The sequence below is a fragment of the Microbacterium meiriae genome, from assembly GCF_040686935.1.
Lineage (GTDB): Bacteria > Actinomycetota > Actinomycetes > Actinomycetales > Microbacteriaceae > Microbacterium > Microbacterium meiriae.
Window position 1 is genome coordinate 814,283 of sequence record NZ_JBFBMF010000002.1, and the last position, 13,473, is coordinate 827,755.

Consider the following 13,473-nt stretch of genomic DNA (forward strand, 5'->3'; position numbering starts at 1 on the left):
CCTCGACACCCGGGCGGGTGTCGAGGCGGACGCGATGTACAGGACTGTCAGGAGATGAGTGCCGCGTTGCCGGCCACGATCGTCAGGACGTCGCCCTCCATGGAGAGGAAGCCGTCCTGCGCGTTCGCCAGCACCTTGGCGCCATCCGTCTGGGTGATCCGGACCTGACCCTCGGCGAGGATGGCCAGCACCGGCTCGTGACCGGACATGAAGCCGATCTCGCCCTCGACGGTCTTGGCGACGACGAGGCTCGCCTCTCCCGTCCAGACCTCCGCGTCGGCGGAGACGAGGCTGACATGCAGCGCCATGGTCAGGCGTTCTCCTTCTGGATCTGCGCCCAGCGCTCCTCCACGTCGGAGATGCCACCGACGTTGAAGAAGGCCTGCTCGGCGACGTGGTCGAAGTCACCCCGGGTGATCGCATCGAACGACTCGATGGTCTCCTTCAGCGGCACGGTCGAGCCCTCGACGCCCGTGAACTTCTTCGCCATGTAGGTGTTCTGCGAGAGGAACTGCTGGATGCGACGTGCACGCGACACGACGATCTTGTCTTCCTCGGAGAGCTCGTCGACACCGAGGATGGCGATGATCTCCTGCAGTTCCTTGTTCTTCTGGAGGATCTGCTTCACCGTCGTGGCCACGCGGTAGTGGTCCTCGCCCAAGTAGCGGGGGTCCATGATGCGCGACGTCGAGGTCAGCGGGTCGATGGCCGGGTACAGACCCTTCGACGCGATCTCACGGGAGAGCTCGGTCGTCGCGTCGAGGTGCGCGAAGGTCGTGGCCGGGGCCGGGTCGGTGTAGTCGTCGGCCGGCACGTAGATCGCCTGCAGCGAGGTGATCGAGTGACCGCGCGTCGAGGTGATGCGCTCCTGCAGGAGGCCCATCTCGTCGGCGAGGTTCGGCTGGTAACCCACGGCGGAGGGCATGCGGCCCAGCAGCGTGGAGACCTCGGAACCGGCCTGCGTGAAGCGGAAGATGTTGTCGATGAAGAGCAGCACGTCCTGCTTCTGCACGTCACGGAAGTACTCCGCCATCGTCAGAGCCGACAGGGCGACGCGCAGACGCGTCCCCGGCGGCTCGTCCATCTGGCCGAAGACGAGGGCGGTCTTGTCGAAGACGCCCGCCTCCTCCATCTCGTGGATGAGGTCGTTGCCCTCACGGGTGCGCTCACCGACACCGGCGAACACCGACACACCACCGTGGTCCTGCGCGACGCGCTGGATCATCTCCTGGATGAGGACGGTCTTGCCGACACCGGCACCACCGAAGAGACCGATCTTGCCACCCAGCACGTACGGGGTGAGGAGGTCGATCGACTTGATGCCCGTCTCGAACATCTGCGTCTTCGACTCGAGCTGGTCGAAGTTCGGGGCCTTGCGGTGGATCGGCCAGCGCTCGGTGACCTCGATGGTCTCGCCGGGCTCGAGGTTCAGCACCTCGCCGATCACGTTGAAGACCTTGCCCTTGGTCACGTCGCCGACGGGGACCGAGATGGCCTCACCGGTGTCGCGCACCTCCTGACCGCGGACGATGCCGTCGGTCGGCTTCAGGGCGATGGCGCGGACCAGGTCGTCGCCGAGGTGCTGCGCGACCTCGAGCGTGATCTCGGTGGACTCCTCGCCCATCACGATGGTGGTCTTCAGGGCGTTGTAGATGTCGGGGATCGAGTCGTGCGGGAACTCGATGTCGACAACCGGACCGTTGACGCGGGCGACGCGCCCGACGACCGCGGTCGCCGGCTGCTCAGCCGTGGCGGTGGTGGTCATTTCTTCGTCTCTTTCCTGAGGGTCTGTCAGCTCGATGCGAGAGCGTCGGCGCCACCGACGATCTCGGCGATCTGCTGGGTGATCTCGGCCTGACGCGCGTTGTTGCGCAGGCGGGTGTAGTCGGTGATGAGCTTGTCGGCGTTGTCGCTGGCCGACTTCATCGCCTTCTGCGTCGCGGCCTGCTTGGCGGCGGACGACTGCAGGAGGGCGTTGAAGACGCGGCTCTGGATGTACACCGGCAGGATCGCGTCGAGCACCGTCTCGGCGTCGGGCTCGAACTCGTACAGCGGGTAGACGGTGCTGCCCGCCTCCGAGTCGTCGGCCTCCGCGATCTCCAGCGGCAGCAGGCGCACGGACTCCGGCGACTGCGTCATCATGCTGACGAAGCGGTTGTACACGAGGTGGATCTCGTCGACGCCGCCGTCCTCGCCGCCACGGTTGAAGGCCTCGAGAAGCGTCTGCGAGATCTCCTCCGCCGTGTGGAACGAGGGGGTGTCGGTGTCGCCGGTCCACTCTGCAGCGGCCGCGATGCGACGGAACTGGAAGTACCCGACGGCCTTGCGGCCCACGAGGTAGAACACCGGCTCCTTGCCCTGCTCGCGCAGGAGCTCCGCCACCTCGAGACCCTCACGGAGGATCTGCGAGTTGAAGGCTCCGGCGAGACCGCGGTCCGACGAGAAGATCACGACCGCGGAGCGGCGGATCGTCTCGGGCTCGCGGGTGAGCGGGTGGTCGACGTTCGAGTGCGTCGCGACGGCGGACACGGCCCTCGTCACGGCCCGCGCGAAGGGGGTGGACGCCTTGACGCGTGCCATCGCCTTCTGGATGCGCGAAGCCGCGATGAGTTCCATCGCCTTCGTGATCTTCTTGGTCGTCTGAGCAGAAGAGATCTTCTGCTTGTAGACCCTGAGTTGAGCGCCCATGAATCAGTACCTCACGCGGTTACGCGCGACGACCCTTGACGATCTTCTCCTGGTTGACGTCCTCGGCCTCGGCCGCAGCGTGCTCCTCGTGGCCAGGGGCGCCGATGGCGTGGCCCTTGCCGCCCTGGAACTCCAGGAGGAAGTTGTCGGTCTGCTTGTCGAGCTCGGCGACGGTGGCGTCGTCCAGCGCGTTGGTCTCCCGCAGGGTGTCGAGCACCTTCGTGTTGCGACGCAGGTAGTCGAGCAGCTCGCGCTCGAAACGCAGCACGTCCTCGACCTCGATCGAGTCGAACTTGCCGTTGGTGCCGGCCCAGATCGAGACGACCTGCTCCTCCACCGGGTACGGCGAGTACTGCGGCTGCTTGAGCAGCTCGGTCAGACGGGCACCGCGCGAGAGCTGACGACGCGAAGCGGCGTCGAGGTCCGATGCGAACATCGCGAACGCCTCGAGCGAGCGGTACTGCGCCAGCTCCAGCTTCAACGTTCCGGAGACCTTCTTGATCGACTTCACCTGAGCGTCACCACCGACACGCGACACCGAGATACCCACGTCGACCGCAGGACGCTGGTTGGCGTTGAAGAGGTCGGACTGCAGGAAGATCTGGCCGTCGGTGATCGAGATCACGTTGGTCGGGATGTACGCCGAGACGTCGTTCGCCTTGGTCTCGATGATCGGAAGACCGGTCATCGAACCCGCACCGAGCTCGTCGGACAGCTTCGCGCACCGCTCGAGCAGACGGGAGTGCAGGTAGAAGACGTCGCCAGGGTAGGCCTCGCGGCCCGGCGGGCGGCGCAGCAGCAGGGAGACGGCACGGTAGGCCTCGGCCTGCTTCGACAGGTCGTCGAAGATGATGAGGACGTGCTTGCCGCCGTACATCCAGTGCTGGCCGATGGCCGAACCGGTGTACGGAGCGAGGTACTTGAAGCCGGCGGGGTCGGATGCCGGAGCCGCCACGATCGTGGTGTACTCCAGAGCGCCGGCCTCCTCGAGCGCGCCCTTCACCGAAGCGATGGTCGAGCCCTTCTGACCGATGGCGACGTAGATGCAGCGGACCTGCTTGTTGACGTCGCCCGACTCCCAGTTGGCCTTCTGGTTGATGATCGTGTCGATCGCGATGGCCGTCTTGCCGGTCTGGCGGTCGCCGATGATGAGCTGGCGCTGGCCGCGGCCGACCGGGATCATCGCGTCGATGGCCTTGATGCCGGTCTGCATGGGCTCGTGCACCGACTTGCGCTGCATGACGCCGGGGGCCTGGAGCTCGAGCTCGCGGACGCCCTCGGTCGCGATCGCGCCGAGGCCGTCGATCGGGTTGCCGAGCGGGTCGACGACGCGGCCCAGGTAGCCGTCACCGACCGGGACGGAGAGGACCTCACCCGTGCGGGTGACTTCCTGACCGGCCTCGATGCCGGTGAAGTCGCCGAGGACGACGACACCGATCTCGTGCTCGTCGAGGTTCAGCGCGAGACCCTTGGTGCCGTCGGCGAAGGTCACGAGCTCGTTCGCCATCACGCCGGGAAGTCCCTCGACGTGAGCGATGCCGTCGGCGGCGTCGATGACGGTGCCGACCTCGGTCGCCGCGGCCCCGGTGGGCTCGTACGCGGCGGCGAAATCCTTCAGCGCGTCACGGATGACGTCGGGGCTGATCGATAGTTCTGCCATTGTCTTCCCTTTGTATCTGGGTGCGCGGTTCCCCGCGCGAAGTCGTGTTAGCCCGCGAGCTTCTGGCGAAGGTCGGCGAGTCGTGCGGAGATGCTGCCGTCGATGACGTCATCGGCGATCTGCACACGCAGGCCTCCGACGACGCTGGGGTCGATGACGACGTTGAGGGACACCTGGCCGCCGTATCGCTGCGAGAGCGTCTGGCCGAGTCGCGTGCGCTGCGCGTCGCTGAGCTCGGTCGCCGTGTGCACCGTGGCCACGAGGCGACCGCGCTGGTTCGAGACGATACGCATCGCCCGGCTCAGCAACTGCCGCACCCGGCGCTCGCGCGGCTGACGCACGAGGGACGTGACGATGAGGGCCGTCGGAGCGCTGGCGGAGGCATCGACGAGGAGACGCTCGACCAGGGCGGCCTTGGCGTCCTCTCCCCCGAGCCGGCTGCCGAGCGCGAGCTCGAGCTCCGGGTTCGCCGCGATCACCCGCGAGAAGCCGAAGAGCTCGCCCTCGATGTCCGCGCCGGGCTCGGCGATGGTCGCCGCCCGGATCGCGAGCTCCTCGAGACCGTCGATCAGCTCGGAGGCGTTCGACCAGCGTTCGGCGACAGCGGTGCGCAGGACATCCTGCGCCGCGGAGCCGTACTGCCCGAACACCGCGGACACGACGTTCTGCCGCGCCGAGGTCGGAGCCGAGGGGTCAGCCAGCGCGCCGCTCAGCTGAGACGATTCGCCCACGGCCCGCGCGGCCGCGAACAGCTCGCGCGCGGTCTCGAGGGTGACGTCCTTCGCTGCGGCAAGCGTCTGAGTGGATGCCGCGAGTGCCTGAGCGGTCGCGCTGCCCATTACTGAGCCGCCTTCTCGGATGCTTCGAGATCGGCGAGGAAGCGGTCGACCACGGCGGCCGCGCGGGCGTCGTCGGAGAGCGTCTCGCCGACCACGCCGCCGGCGAGGTCCAGAGCGAGCGAGCCGACCTCGCTGCGCAGGGAGACGAGAGCCGTCTGGCGCTCTGCCTCGATCTGCGTGTGCGCGGTGGCGGTCAGACGCGCGGCCTCGCTGGCTGCGGTCTCCTTCGCCTCGGCGATGATCTTCTTGCCGTCCTCACGGGCGGCCTCACGGATCTCACCGGCCTCGGTGCGTGCCTCGGCCAGCTGTCGGGTGTACTCCTCGAGAGCCGCTTCCGCCTGCTTCTGCGCCTCATCGGCCTTGGCGATGTTGCCCTCGATGGCGGCGGACCGCTCGTCGAGCATCTTCGTCAGACGAGGAAGGGCGACCTTCCACACGACGGCGAGGATGATGAGGAACCAGAAGCCCGACCAGATGATGTCGTACCACGCGGGGATCAGCGGGTTGTTCGCCGCCTCACCCTCAGCCGCGAGGTTCGTGACAAGAGCGTTCAGCATCCTGTCTCCTTCAGAAGTCGGTGGGGATTACGGGAAGGGGATGAATCCGACGGCGATGCCGACGAACGCAAGCGCCTCGGTGAAGGCGATACCGATCCACATGAGGACCTGCAGGCGACCGGCCAGCTCGGGCTGACGGGCGACGCCCTCGATGGTCTTGCCGACCACGATGCCCACACCGATGGCCGGGCCGATGGCCGCGAGGCCGTAGCCGACCGCCGCGAGGTGGCCGTTGATTTCAGCGAGAACCGTAGTTGCGTCCACGGGTTTTTCCTTTCGTTGGGTGGGAGGGCTGTTGCCCGCCCGCTCAGTGCTCTTCTGCGACCGCGAGCTGGATGTAGACCGCGGTGAGGACGGTGAAGACGTAGGCCTGCAGGACGGCGACCAGGATCTCGAAGAGAGTGAAGGCACCGCCGAAGGCGAGGGTTCCGATACCGAGGGCAGCCCAGCCGCCGCCCGCGGTGAAGAAGAAGAACTGGGTCGCCGCGAAGCAGAGGACCAGGATCATGTGGCCGACGACGAGGTTCATCAGCAGTCGCAGGGTGAGGGTCACCGGGCGGATGATGAACGTCGAGATGAGCTCGATCGGCGTGACGATGAAGTAGACCGGCCACGGCACGCCGGACGGGAAGAGCGCATTCTTGAAGAAGTTCTTCGGGCTCTTCTTGATGCCGGCGTAGATGAACGTGACGTAGCTGACCACGGCGAGCGTGAGCGGCACCGCGATGATCGCCGTTCCCGGCATGTTCAGGAACGGGATGATGCCCGTCACGTTCATGAACAGCACCATGAAGAAGATCGTGGTGAGGATCGGCAGGAAGCGGTCGCCGTCCTTGCGGCCGAGCAGGTCGTGCGCGATGCCGCCGCGGACGAAGCCGAGGCCCATCTCGACAAGGCTCTGGAACCGGCCGGGCACGACCTTCATGCGGCGGGTGCCGAGCCACAGGATCAGGACGACGGCGATCACCGAGAGCAACTGGATCAGGTGGATCCGGTTGACCGGGATGGGTCCGACGTGGAAGAGGATCTCCGGGAAGAACTCATCGATCGAAGGGCCGTGGAACTCGCCATCAGAGGACGCGAGTCGGGGGGTCAGGGTCGCAGCAAGATTAAACAGCGCGGGCTCCAGCTTCGGGGCACCGGTCAGAACCGGGGCGACGATGGTCGGTGTGCTACACAGCGCAAGCGCTCGCGGGCGAGCGGCGGGCACTCCTCAACACTATCAGAATCCAAGGGTGCCCTAAGACCGCGGGGCCGCGTCCGCAGGGCCGTCGGAGGCATCGTTCACCGCTCCGGGGGCGCGGTCCTCCGGCACCTCGGTGGGGAGCGTGGTGTCGCTGACGTTGGGCAGCCGCATCTGGGTGAGAACGACGACGTCGATGATGAGGGACATGAGCACCCCCGCGACGATCGACAGGAAGAACACCATCGGCTCGATCCACGGCTGTCCGGCGAGCAGGATCATCACGACGACGAAGACCCCGAGCTTCAGCAGCCACCCGCCCAGCACGATCGCGAAGAAGAGCTGCACGTACAGGGGATCGCCGTACCACCGGTTGGCGATGAGGATGCTCAGCCCGGTGATCCCGAGGAACAGCGCGGCGAGGAGGACACCGAGGAGACCGCTGACCAGCCCCTCCCCCTGCGCGACGGCGAAGCCGATCCCGCCGGCGACGAGCGCCAGCACGACGGTGGCCACCGCCGACCAGACGAGGGTGCGACGCAGGATCGGGGTGCTGGAAACGGGGCTCGGACTCATCGGGGCTCCAGGGGGATCGGGTCGGGCGCGACGCCCGCGGCGGTCTTGCGTCGGCGGGTGGGACTCAGGGTGATGACGAGGCATGCGGCGATGCCGACGACCCCGAACGCGACACCCGGAAGGTACTGGCCGGGCCAGTCCTCTCGGGCGCCGACGTACATCAGGAGGACGGCGAGGGAGATGACGGCCGTCCAGGCGTAGAAGATCAGGACCGCGTCGCGGTCGCGGTGGCCGAGGTCGAGCATCCGGTGATGCAGGTGCTTGCGGTCCGGCGAGAACGGCGATCGCCCCGCGCTCATCCGACGCAGCACGGCGAGGCCGAAGTCCAACAGCGGGAGGAGCACGACCAGCAACGGGAGCAGGATCGGCAGGAAGGCGCCGACCAGCTGCGAACGCCCCAGGCGCTCCGGGTCCAGGGCGGACGGATCCATCTGCCCGGTGATCGCGATGGCCGAGGTCGCCATGAGCAGACCGATCACGAGAGCACCGGAGTCGCCCATGAACAGCTTCGCCGGGCTCCAGTTCAGCGGGAGAAAACCGAGGCAGGCGCCGATGAGGACCGCGGCGAGGAACGTGGAGAGGTTGAAGTAGCTCGACGCCCCGGAGTCCCGCGTGAAGATGTACGAGTATGCGAAGAAGACGCCGTTCGAGATCAGGCAGACGCCGGCGACGAGACCGTCGAGACCGTCGATGAAGTTCACGGCGTTCATGACGATCACGATCGCGAACATGGTGATCGTGATGCTCAGCCAGCTCGACACGACGATCAGGTCGCCGAACGGAAGGGAGAGGATCTGCAGGCCACCGCCCACCGTGATGATCCCGGCGGCGAGGAACTGCGCGCCCAGCTTGATCATCCAGTCGATGTCCCAGAGGTCGTCCATGACCCCGATCACGGCGATGAGCAGAGCGGCCGCGAGGATCGACCACATGGTCTGCGGCGGCGTCCAGATGCTCTGGAAGAACGGGTTCGTGGCGGACACGGCGAAGGCGGCGACGATGCCGAGGAAGATCGCGACGCCGCCGAGTCGGGGCGTGGGCGTGGTGTGCACGTCGCGTTCGCGGATGCCGGGATACAGCTTGAAGCGGAGGCTCAGCCGCCACACCGCCCAGGTCAGCACGAAGGTGATCGCGGCGGTGACGATGATCGTGAAGAGGTACTGCTTCACGAATCCTCGTCCTGCGGGTCCGGCTCGAGCAGGTCGCCCAGGACCTCGCGCAGCTGCTCCCTGGTCACGACGCCGTCCCGCAGGATCCGGACGACGCCCTGCTCGGCGTCACCCGCGCGGCGGACGAGCGAGGTCGCATCGATGATCGTGGACGCGACGCCGTCCTTGCTCATGCCGTCGTCCAGATACACCGCGACGCTGTCGCCCAGCATCTTCTCCGCGTCGAGCGCGGAGATCGCTGCCGCCTTGCCGGTGAGGTTGGCACTGGACACCGCGAGCGGTCCGGTCTCGGCCAGCAGCTCGAGCACCACCCGCCCCTCGGGCATGCGGACGGCGACCGTGCCCTTGGTCTCCCCCAGATCCCACACCAGCGAGGGCTGCGCCGGCAGCACGATCGTGAGCCCCCCGGGCCAGAACGCGTCGACGAGACGCTGGACGGGCTCCGGAACAGCCTCCGCGAGGGCCGTCAGCGTCTCCTTCGTGCCGACGAGCACGGGCGGCGGCTGATTGCGGCCGCGACCCTTGGCGTCCAGGAGGCGCTGCACCGCGGGCGGCGAGAAGGCGTCGGCGGCGACGCCGTAGACGGTGTCGGTGGGGATGACGATGAGGTCGCCGCGGCCGATCGCCTGGCGCGCATTGCGCATCCCGGCGAGCAGCTGCGCCTCGTCGCTGCAGTCGAAGATGGGGGACATGACGGTTCGATTCTACGCGGGGCGGGTTCGGGACGAGCTCGACGTCTGCTGATCAGGGGCGGACGGCGGTGGTGGCGCGGTCGCGCAGCGTCAGATCGCGATGGGTGGCCGCGGCCCGCCATCCGTCGGCCGCGAGCAGCTCGCGGATCGGGGAGCCCTGCAGTTCTCCGTGCTCGATCACCAGTGTGCCCCCCGGCCGCAGCAGACGCAGAGCCCTGGTGCTGAGCACACGGACGACGTCCAGCCCGTCCTCTCCGCCGTAGAGCGCGAGGGCGGGGTCGAACAGCCGGACCTCGGGGTCGCGCGGGATCGCCTGAGCGGGGACGTACGGAGGGTTCGAGATGACGACCGCGGCTGTGCCGTCCAGTTCGGGGAAGGCATCGGCGAGATCGGACAGCACGAGCGTGAGGTTCTCGACACCCTCGACGTTGCGACGGGCCCAGGCGTGCGCCTCCGGGGAGATCTCCGCGGCGTACACCCGGGCGTGCGGCACCTCGGTCGCCATCGCGAGCGCGATCGCCCCGCTGCCCGTGCCGAGATCGACGCCGATGGGGGACGGATCGCCCGATCCCAGAAGGGCGTCGATCGCATACTGCGCCACGGTCTCCGTCTCGGGCCGGGGGACGAAGACACCAGGGCCCACCGCGAGCTCCAGATGCCGGAACGGTGCGGTGCCGGTGAGATGCTGCAGGGGCTCACGGCCTGCGCGTCGGGCGACGAGCGCGTCCAAGGCGGTCGCGTCGTCGTCGTCGAGCCTGTCGCCCCGGACGATGGCCGCCTGCACCTCCCCGCGACGCTGTCCTCGGACGTGTCCGGCGAGCAGCTCGGCGTCGACGAGGGGGTCGGGGACGCCGGCGTCGGCGAGACGCTGCGCCGCGGCGCGCACGGCCGCAGCGAGGGAGAGGTCGGGCATGGCTCCAGCGTAGAGTGCGCGCACGTCACAATGCCCCGTCCCCCCTCGGGCTCGCCTAGGCTGGATCGGCAGCGCACCCGCACAGGAAGGGCTCCCCCATGTCCGGCATCCACCCCGACATCACCACCGCTTTCGGCAACACGCCGCTCGTCCGCCTCAACCGCGTGACCGAGGGCCTCGGTGCCACCGTGCTCGCGAAGCTCGAGTACTACAACCCGGCGTCCAGCGTGAAGGACCGCATCGGCATCGCCATGATCAATGCGGCGGAGGCCGCGGGTGAGCTCTCCCCCGGCGGCACCATCGTGGAGTCCACGAGCGGCAACACCGGCATCGCCCTCGCCATGGTCGGCGCCGCCCGCGGCTACCGCGTCATCCTCACCATGCCCGCGTCGATGTCGAAGGAGCGTCGTGTGCTGCTCAAGGCGTTCGGCGCGGAGATCGTCCTCACCGACCCCACCAAGGGCATGAAGGGGGCCATCGAGGAGGTCAAGCGGATCGTCGACGAGACTTCCGGCGCCGTCTGGATCCGCCAGTTCGAGAACGCGGCGAACCCGCAGATCCACCGCGAGACCACCGCGCAGGAGATCCTCCGGGACACCGACGGCGCGGTCGACATCTTCATCGCCGGCGTCGGCACGGGCGGGACGGTCACCGGCACCGGCCAGGCGCTGAAGGCGGCGAAGCCCGAGGTCCAGGTCATCGCCGTCGAGCCGAAGGACTCCCCCGTCCTCACCGAGGGGCACCCCGGACCGCACAAGATCCAGGGCATCGGCCCGAACTTCGTGCCCGACATCCTCGACCGCGAGGTGCTCGACGAGATCATCACCGCGGAGTTCGAGGACTCCCTGCGCGTGGCCCGCGAGCTCGCGGCGAAGGAGGGACTGCTGGTCGGCATGTCCTCCGGTGCCGCCGTCTCGGCCGCGCTGACCGTCGCCGCACGCCCGGAGAACACCGGCAAGACCATCGTCGTGATCATCCCGGACACCGGCGAGCGGTACCTCTCCACCGCCCTGTTCGAGGATCTGCGCGAGGACTGAGGCCGTCGATGGGCATGATCGGGCGAATGCGCGAGGACATCGCCGCCGCGCGCCTTCGAGATCCGGCCGCGCGCACCGCAATCGAGGTGGCTCTGCTCTACCCCGGCCTGCATGCTGTCTGGGCGCACCGCGTCTCCCACGCGCTGTGGCGGCGACGCTTCCGGCTCCTCGCCCGTGCCGGGTCGCAGGTGTCCCGCTGGCTGACCGGCGTCGAGATCCACCCGGGAGCCCGGATCGGACGGCGCTTCTTCATCGACCACGGCATGGGCGTGGTGATCGGCGAGACCGCGGAGATCGGCGATGACGTACTCATGTACCACGGCGTGACCCTCGGCGGTCGGACACGGGACGTCGGCAAACGGCACCCCACCCTGCAGGACGGCGTCGCCGTGGGCGCAGGGGCGAAGATCCTCGGCGCCGTCACGGTCGGAGCCCGTTCCGTCGTGGGCGCCAACGCCGTGGTCACCAAGGACGCACCCGCCGACAGCGTGCTCGTCGGCGTTCCCGCGAAGCCGCGCCAGCGGACCGCCGGAGAGGACACCAGGGCCCTGCTGACTGCCCCGGACTACTCCATCTGACGCGCCGCCCGGCGACCGGAGCGGTGTCCGCTGCGGCCCCCCATCCGACGACGCAGGAAGACGAGCGGCAGCAGCACGCTGCCGAGCGCCGTCACCAGCCAGACGATGACGGCACCCGGCAGCCACCCCGTCAGGTCGACGATGCGCAGACCCCCGATGGGCAGCAGCACGACGACCATGAGTGCCCCGCGATACAGGAGTGTGATCACGGGGCGAGCCTAGCGCGGCCTGCTCCCGGGGTCACTGCGCGACGAAGAAGGGGACGGAGCCCATAAGGATGCCGATCCCCCGCATCACGAGCGACACGATGACCGCGCGCCACGGCACCTTGCAGTGGTGGAGGTCGCGGAACGGGTCGGCATCTCCCGCGCCACGGCGCAACGACACCTCGCCGCTCTCGCTGCGCGGACCGTCGTCGAGGTGCGGCTGCGTTACGGGTCGACCGGGCGTCCCGAGCATCGATGCGCGAGGCGCACCTGACCCCGTTCGCGGGGGTGCTCAGCCCTCGGAGCCGACGGCGGCGAGGCGTGCTTCTTCGTCGGCGGCGATGGCGCTCTCGATGATGGGGTCGAGCGCACCGTCCATGACCTGATCGAGGTTGTACGCCTTGAACCCGGTCCGGTGATCCGCGATCCGGTTCTCCGGGAAGTTGTAGGTACGGATGCGCTCCGAGCGGTCCATGCCGCGGATCTGCGACTTGCGCGCGTCGGAGGCTGCCGCGTCGAGCTCCTCCTGCTGCTTGGCGAGCAGTCGGGCGCGCAGCACGCGCATCGCGGCCTCACGGTTCTGCAACTGCGACTTCTCGTTCTGCATAGACACGACGATGCCGGTCGGCACGTGGGTGATCCGGACCGCGGAGTCGGTGGTGTTCACCGACTGGCCGCCGGGGCCCGATGAACGGAACACGTCGATCTTCAGATCGTTCTGATCGATCTGGATCTCCTCGGGCTCGTCCACCTCGGGGAACACGAGCACGCCGGTCGTGGACGTGTGGATGCGTCCCTGCGACTCCGTGGCCGGCACCCGCTGCACGCGGTGCACGCCGCCCTCGTACTTCAGGTGCGCCCAGACGCCCTGTGCAGGGTCGGACGAGGAGCCCTTGATGGCGACCTGGACGTCCTTGTAGCCGCCGAGGTCGGATTCGTTGCGCTCGAGCAGCTCGGTCTTCCACCCCTTGGACGCGGCGTACTGCACGTACATGCGCAGCAGGTCCGCGGCGAACAACGCCGACTCGGCGCCGCCCTCCCCCGCCTTGATCTCCATGATCACGTCGCGGGCGTCGTCGGGGTCGCGCGGGATGAGGAGTCGTCGGAGGCGCTCCTGCGCGGTCTGCACGCCCTCCTCCAGCGCGGGGACCTCGGCGGCGAACGCCTCGTCCTCCCTGGCGAGCTCGCGCGCCGCCTCCAGATCATCGACGGCGCCCGTCCACGCCTCGTGCGCCGCGACGATGCGCGACAGCTCGGCGTACCGACGGTTGACACGCTTGGCGCGGGTCGCGTCGGCGTGCACCGCCGGGTCGGAGAGCTCCTCCTGGACCCGGCGATGCTCGTCTATCAGAGTCTGGACGGACTCGAACACGTC

At 68.4% G+C, this 13,473-nt stretch carries 17 protein-coding genes and 1 pseudogene; 3 read left to right on the forward strand and 15 right to left on the reverse strand.

Translation table 11 applies throughout. The annotated features are described in order from the left end of the window. Nucleotides 1-47 precede the first annotated feature (47 nt). From AB0P08_RS09400 to prmC, 12 genes are all read right to left on the reverse strand, one after another. Nucleotides 48-308: a F0F1 ATP synthase subunit epsilon gene (locus tag AB0P08_RS09400; RefSeq protein ID WP_025103153.1), complete on the reverse strand. Its 261-nt coding sequence runs from the start codon at nucleotides 306-308 to the stop codon at nucleotides 48-50. 2 nt (nucleotides 309-310) lie between these two features. Next, complete coding sequence (gene atpD / locus AB0P08_RS09405) at nucleotides 311-1,765, reverse strand: F0F1 ATP synthase subunit beta (RefSeq protein ID WP_187663822.1); 1,455 nt, start codon at nucleotides 1,763-1,765, stop codon at nucleotides 311-313. A 26-nt stretch (nucleotides 1,766-1,791) separates the two neighbouring features. After that, a complete protein-coding gene (locus AB0P08_RS09410) occupies nucleotides 1,792-2,688 on the reverse strand; it encodes a F0F1 ATP synthase subunit gamma (protein WP_187663821.1) in 897 nt (298 codons plus the stop codon). A gap of 19 nt (nucleotides 2,689-2,707) precedes the next feature. Next, nucleotides 2,708-4,348, reverse strand: a complete 1,641-nt coding sequence (gene atpA / locus AB0P08_RS09415; RefSeq protein ID WP_363589539.1) for a F0F1 ATP synthase subunit alpha — start codon at nucleotides 4,346-4,348, stop codon at nucleotides 2,708-2,710. Nucleotides 4,349-4,395: 47 nt separating this feature from the next. Next, on the reverse strand, nucleotides 4,396-5,187 hold the full coding sequence (locus AB0P08_RS09420; RefSeq protein WP_187663820.1) for a F0F1 ATP synthase subunit delta: 792 nt from the start codon (nucleotides 5,185-5,187) through the stop codon (nucleotides 4,396-4,398). After that, nucleotides 5,187-5,744 carry a F0F1 ATP synthase subunit B gene (locus AB0P08_RS09425; protein WP_025103148.1) on the reverse strand — a complete coding sequence of 186 codons (558 nt, stop codon included), beginning with the start codon at nucleotides 5,742-5,744 and terminating at the stop codon, nucleotides 5,187-5,189. The genes AB0P08_RS09420 and AB0P08_RS09425 overlap by 1 nt, the downstream gene beginning before the upstream one ends. Nucleotides 5,745-5,771: 27 nt before the next feature. Continuing rightward, nucleotides 5,772-6,008, reverse strand: a complete 237-nt coding sequence (gene atpE, locus AB0P08_RS09430; protein ID WP_025103147.1) for an ATP synthase F0 subunit C — start codon at nucleotides 6,006-6,008, stop codon at nucleotides 5,772-5,774. A 43-nt stretch (nucleotides 6,009-6,051) separates the two neighbouring features. Next, nucleotides 6,052-6,873 carry a F0F1 ATP synthase subunit A gene (gene atpB / locus AB0P08_RS09435; RefSeq protein ID WP_136035259.1) on the reverse strand — a complete coding sequence of 274 codons (822 nt, stop codon included), beginning with the start codon at nucleotides 6,871-6,873 and terminating at the stop codon, nucleotides 6,052-6,054. Between the two features lie 111 nt (nucleotides 6,874-6,984). Next, nucleotides 6,985-7,503, reverse strand: coding sequence for a Cg1360 family ATP-synthase-associated protein (locus AB0P08_RS09440; protein ID WP_187663819.1), 519 nt, complete (start codon nucleotides 7,501-7,503; stop codon nucleotides 6,985-6,987). Then, on the reverse strand, nucleotides 7,500-8,672 hold the full coding sequence (locus AB0P08_RS09445; protein ID WP_292797904.1) for an MraY family glycosyltransferase: 1,173 nt from the start codon (nucleotides 8,670-8,672) through the stop codon (nucleotides 7,500-7,502). Before AB0P08_RS09445 ends, AB0P08_RS09440 begins: the two co-directional genes overlap by 4 nt. Further along, a complete protein-coding gene (locus AB0P08_RS09450) occupies nucleotides 8,669-9,364 on the reverse strand; it encodes an L-threonylcarbamoyladenylate synthase (RefSeq protein WP_187663817.1) in 696 nt (231 codons plus the stop codon). Before AB0P08_RS09450 ends, AB0P08_RS09445 begins: the two co-directional genes overlap by 4 nt. A gap of 52 nt (nucleotides 9,365-9,416) precedes the next feature. Continuing rightward, nucleotides 9,417-10,277 carry a peptide chain release factor N(5)-glutamine methyltransferase gene (gene prmC, locus AB0P08_RS09455; RefSeq protein ID WP_363589542.1) on the reverse strand — a complete coding sequence of 287 codons (861 nt, stop codon included), beginning with the start codon at nucleotides 10,275-10,277 and terminating at the stop codon, nucleotides 9,417-9,419. A 98-nt stretch (nucleotides 10,278-10,375) separates the two neighbouring features. Here prmC and cysK point away from each other — a divergent pair, with 98 nt between their 5' ends. Then, nucleotides 10,376-11,314 (forward strand): cysteine synthase A, encoded by a 939-nt coding sequence (gene cysK / locus AB0P08_RS09460; protein ID WP_363589544.1) that lies wholly within the window; start codon nucleotides 10,376-10,378, stop codon nucleotides 11,312-11,314. An 8-nt stretch (nucleotides 11,315-11,322) separates the two neighbouring features. After that, nucleotides 11,323-11,892 carry a serine O-acetyltransferase EpsC gene (gene epsC, locus AB0P08_RS09465; protein WP_363589546.1) on the forward strand — a complete coding sequence of 190 codons (570 nt, stop codon included), beginning with the start codon at nucleotides 11,323-11,325 and terminating at the stop codon, nucleotides 11,890-11,892. Here epsC and AB0P08_RS09470 read toward each other — a convergent pair. Both AB0P08_RS09470 and AB0P08_RS09475 read right to left on the reverse strand, forming a co-directional pair. Then, on the reverse strand, nucleotides 11,880-12,101 hold the full coding sequence (locus tag AB0P08_RS09470; RefSeq protein WP_363589548.1) for a hypothetical protein: 222 nt from the start codon (nucleotides 12,099-12,101) through the stop codon (nucleotides 11,880-11,882). The genes epsC and AB0P08_RS09470 overlap by 13 nt on opposite strands. A gap of 31 nt (nucleotides 12,102-12,132) precedes the next feature. Beyond that, nucleotides 12,133-12,279 (reverse strand): hypothetical protein, encoded by a 147-nt coding sequence (locus AB0P08_RS09475; RefSeq protein WP_363589692.1) that lies wholly within the window; start codon nucleotides 12,277-12,279, stop codon nucleotides 12,133-12,135. Here AB0P08_RS09475 and AB0P08_RS09480 point away from each other — a divergent pair. Continuing rightward, nucleotides 12,232-12,372: pseudogene (locus tag AB0P08_RS09480) on the forward strand (two-component system response regulator); the annotation flags it as partial. The gene AB0P08_RS09475 and the pseudogene AB0P08_RS09480 sit on opposite strands and share 48 nt — an antisense overlap. Nucleotides 12,373-12,390: 18 nt before the next feature. Here AB0P08_RS09480 and prfA read toward each other — a convergent pair. Continuing rightward, a complete protein-coding gene (gene prfA, locus AB0P08_RS09485) occupies nucleotides 12,391-13,470 on the reverse strand; it encodes a peptide chain release factor 1 (RefSeq protein WP_363589550.1) in 1,080 nt (359 codons plus the stop codon). Between the last annotated feature and the right edge of the window lie 3 nt (nucleotides 13,471-13,473).

Excerpts from the sequence above, each read along its gene's own strand:
- AB0P08_RS09425 (WP_025103148.1), bottom strand. The coding sequence starts at position 5,744 with ATGCTGAACGCTCTTGTCACGAACCTCGCGGCTGAGGGTGAGGCGGCG.
- atpA (WP_363589539.1), bottom strand. The coding sequence starts at position 4,348 with ATGGCAGAACTATCGATCAGCCCCGACGTCATCCGTGACGCGCTGAAG.
- AB0P08_RS09410 (WP_187663821.1), bottom strand. The coding sequence starts at position 2,688 with ATGGGCGCTCAACTCAGGGTCTACAAGCAGAAGATCTCTTCTGCTCAG.
- AB0P08_RS09420 (WP_187663820.1), bottom strand. The coding sequence starts at position 5,187 with ATGGGCAGCGCGACCGCTCAGGCACTCGCGGCATCCACTCAGACGCTT.
- AB0P08_RS09400 (WP_025103153.1), bottom strand. The coding sequence starts at position 308 with ATGGCGCTGCATGTCAGCCTCGTCTCCGCCGACGCGGAGGTCTGGACG.
- prmC (WP_363589542.1), bottom strand. The coding sequence starts at position 10,277 with ATGCCCGACCTCTCCCTCGCTGCGGCCGTGCGCGCCGCGGCGCAGCGT.
- AB0P08_RS09440 (WP_187663819.1), bottom strand. The coding sequence starts at position 7,503 with ATGAGTCCGAGCCCCGTTTCCAGCACCCCGATCCTGCGTCGCACCCTC.
- atpD (WP_187663822.1), bottom strand. The coding sequence starts at position 1,765 with ATGACCACCACCGCCACGGCTGAGCAGCCGGCGACCGCGGTCGTCGGG.
- AB0P08_RS09450 (WP_187663817.1), bottom strand. The coding sequence starts at position 9,364 with ATGTCCCCCATCTTCGACTGCAGCGACGAGGCGCAGCTGCTCGCCGGG.
- cysK (WP_363589544.1), top strand. The coding sequence starts at position 10,376 with ATGTCCGGCATCCACCCCGACATCACCACCGCTTTCGGCAACACGCCG.
- epsC (WP_363589546.1), top strand. The coding sequence starts at position 11,323 with ATGGGCATGATCGGGCGAATGCGCGAGGACATCGCCGCCGCGCGCCTT.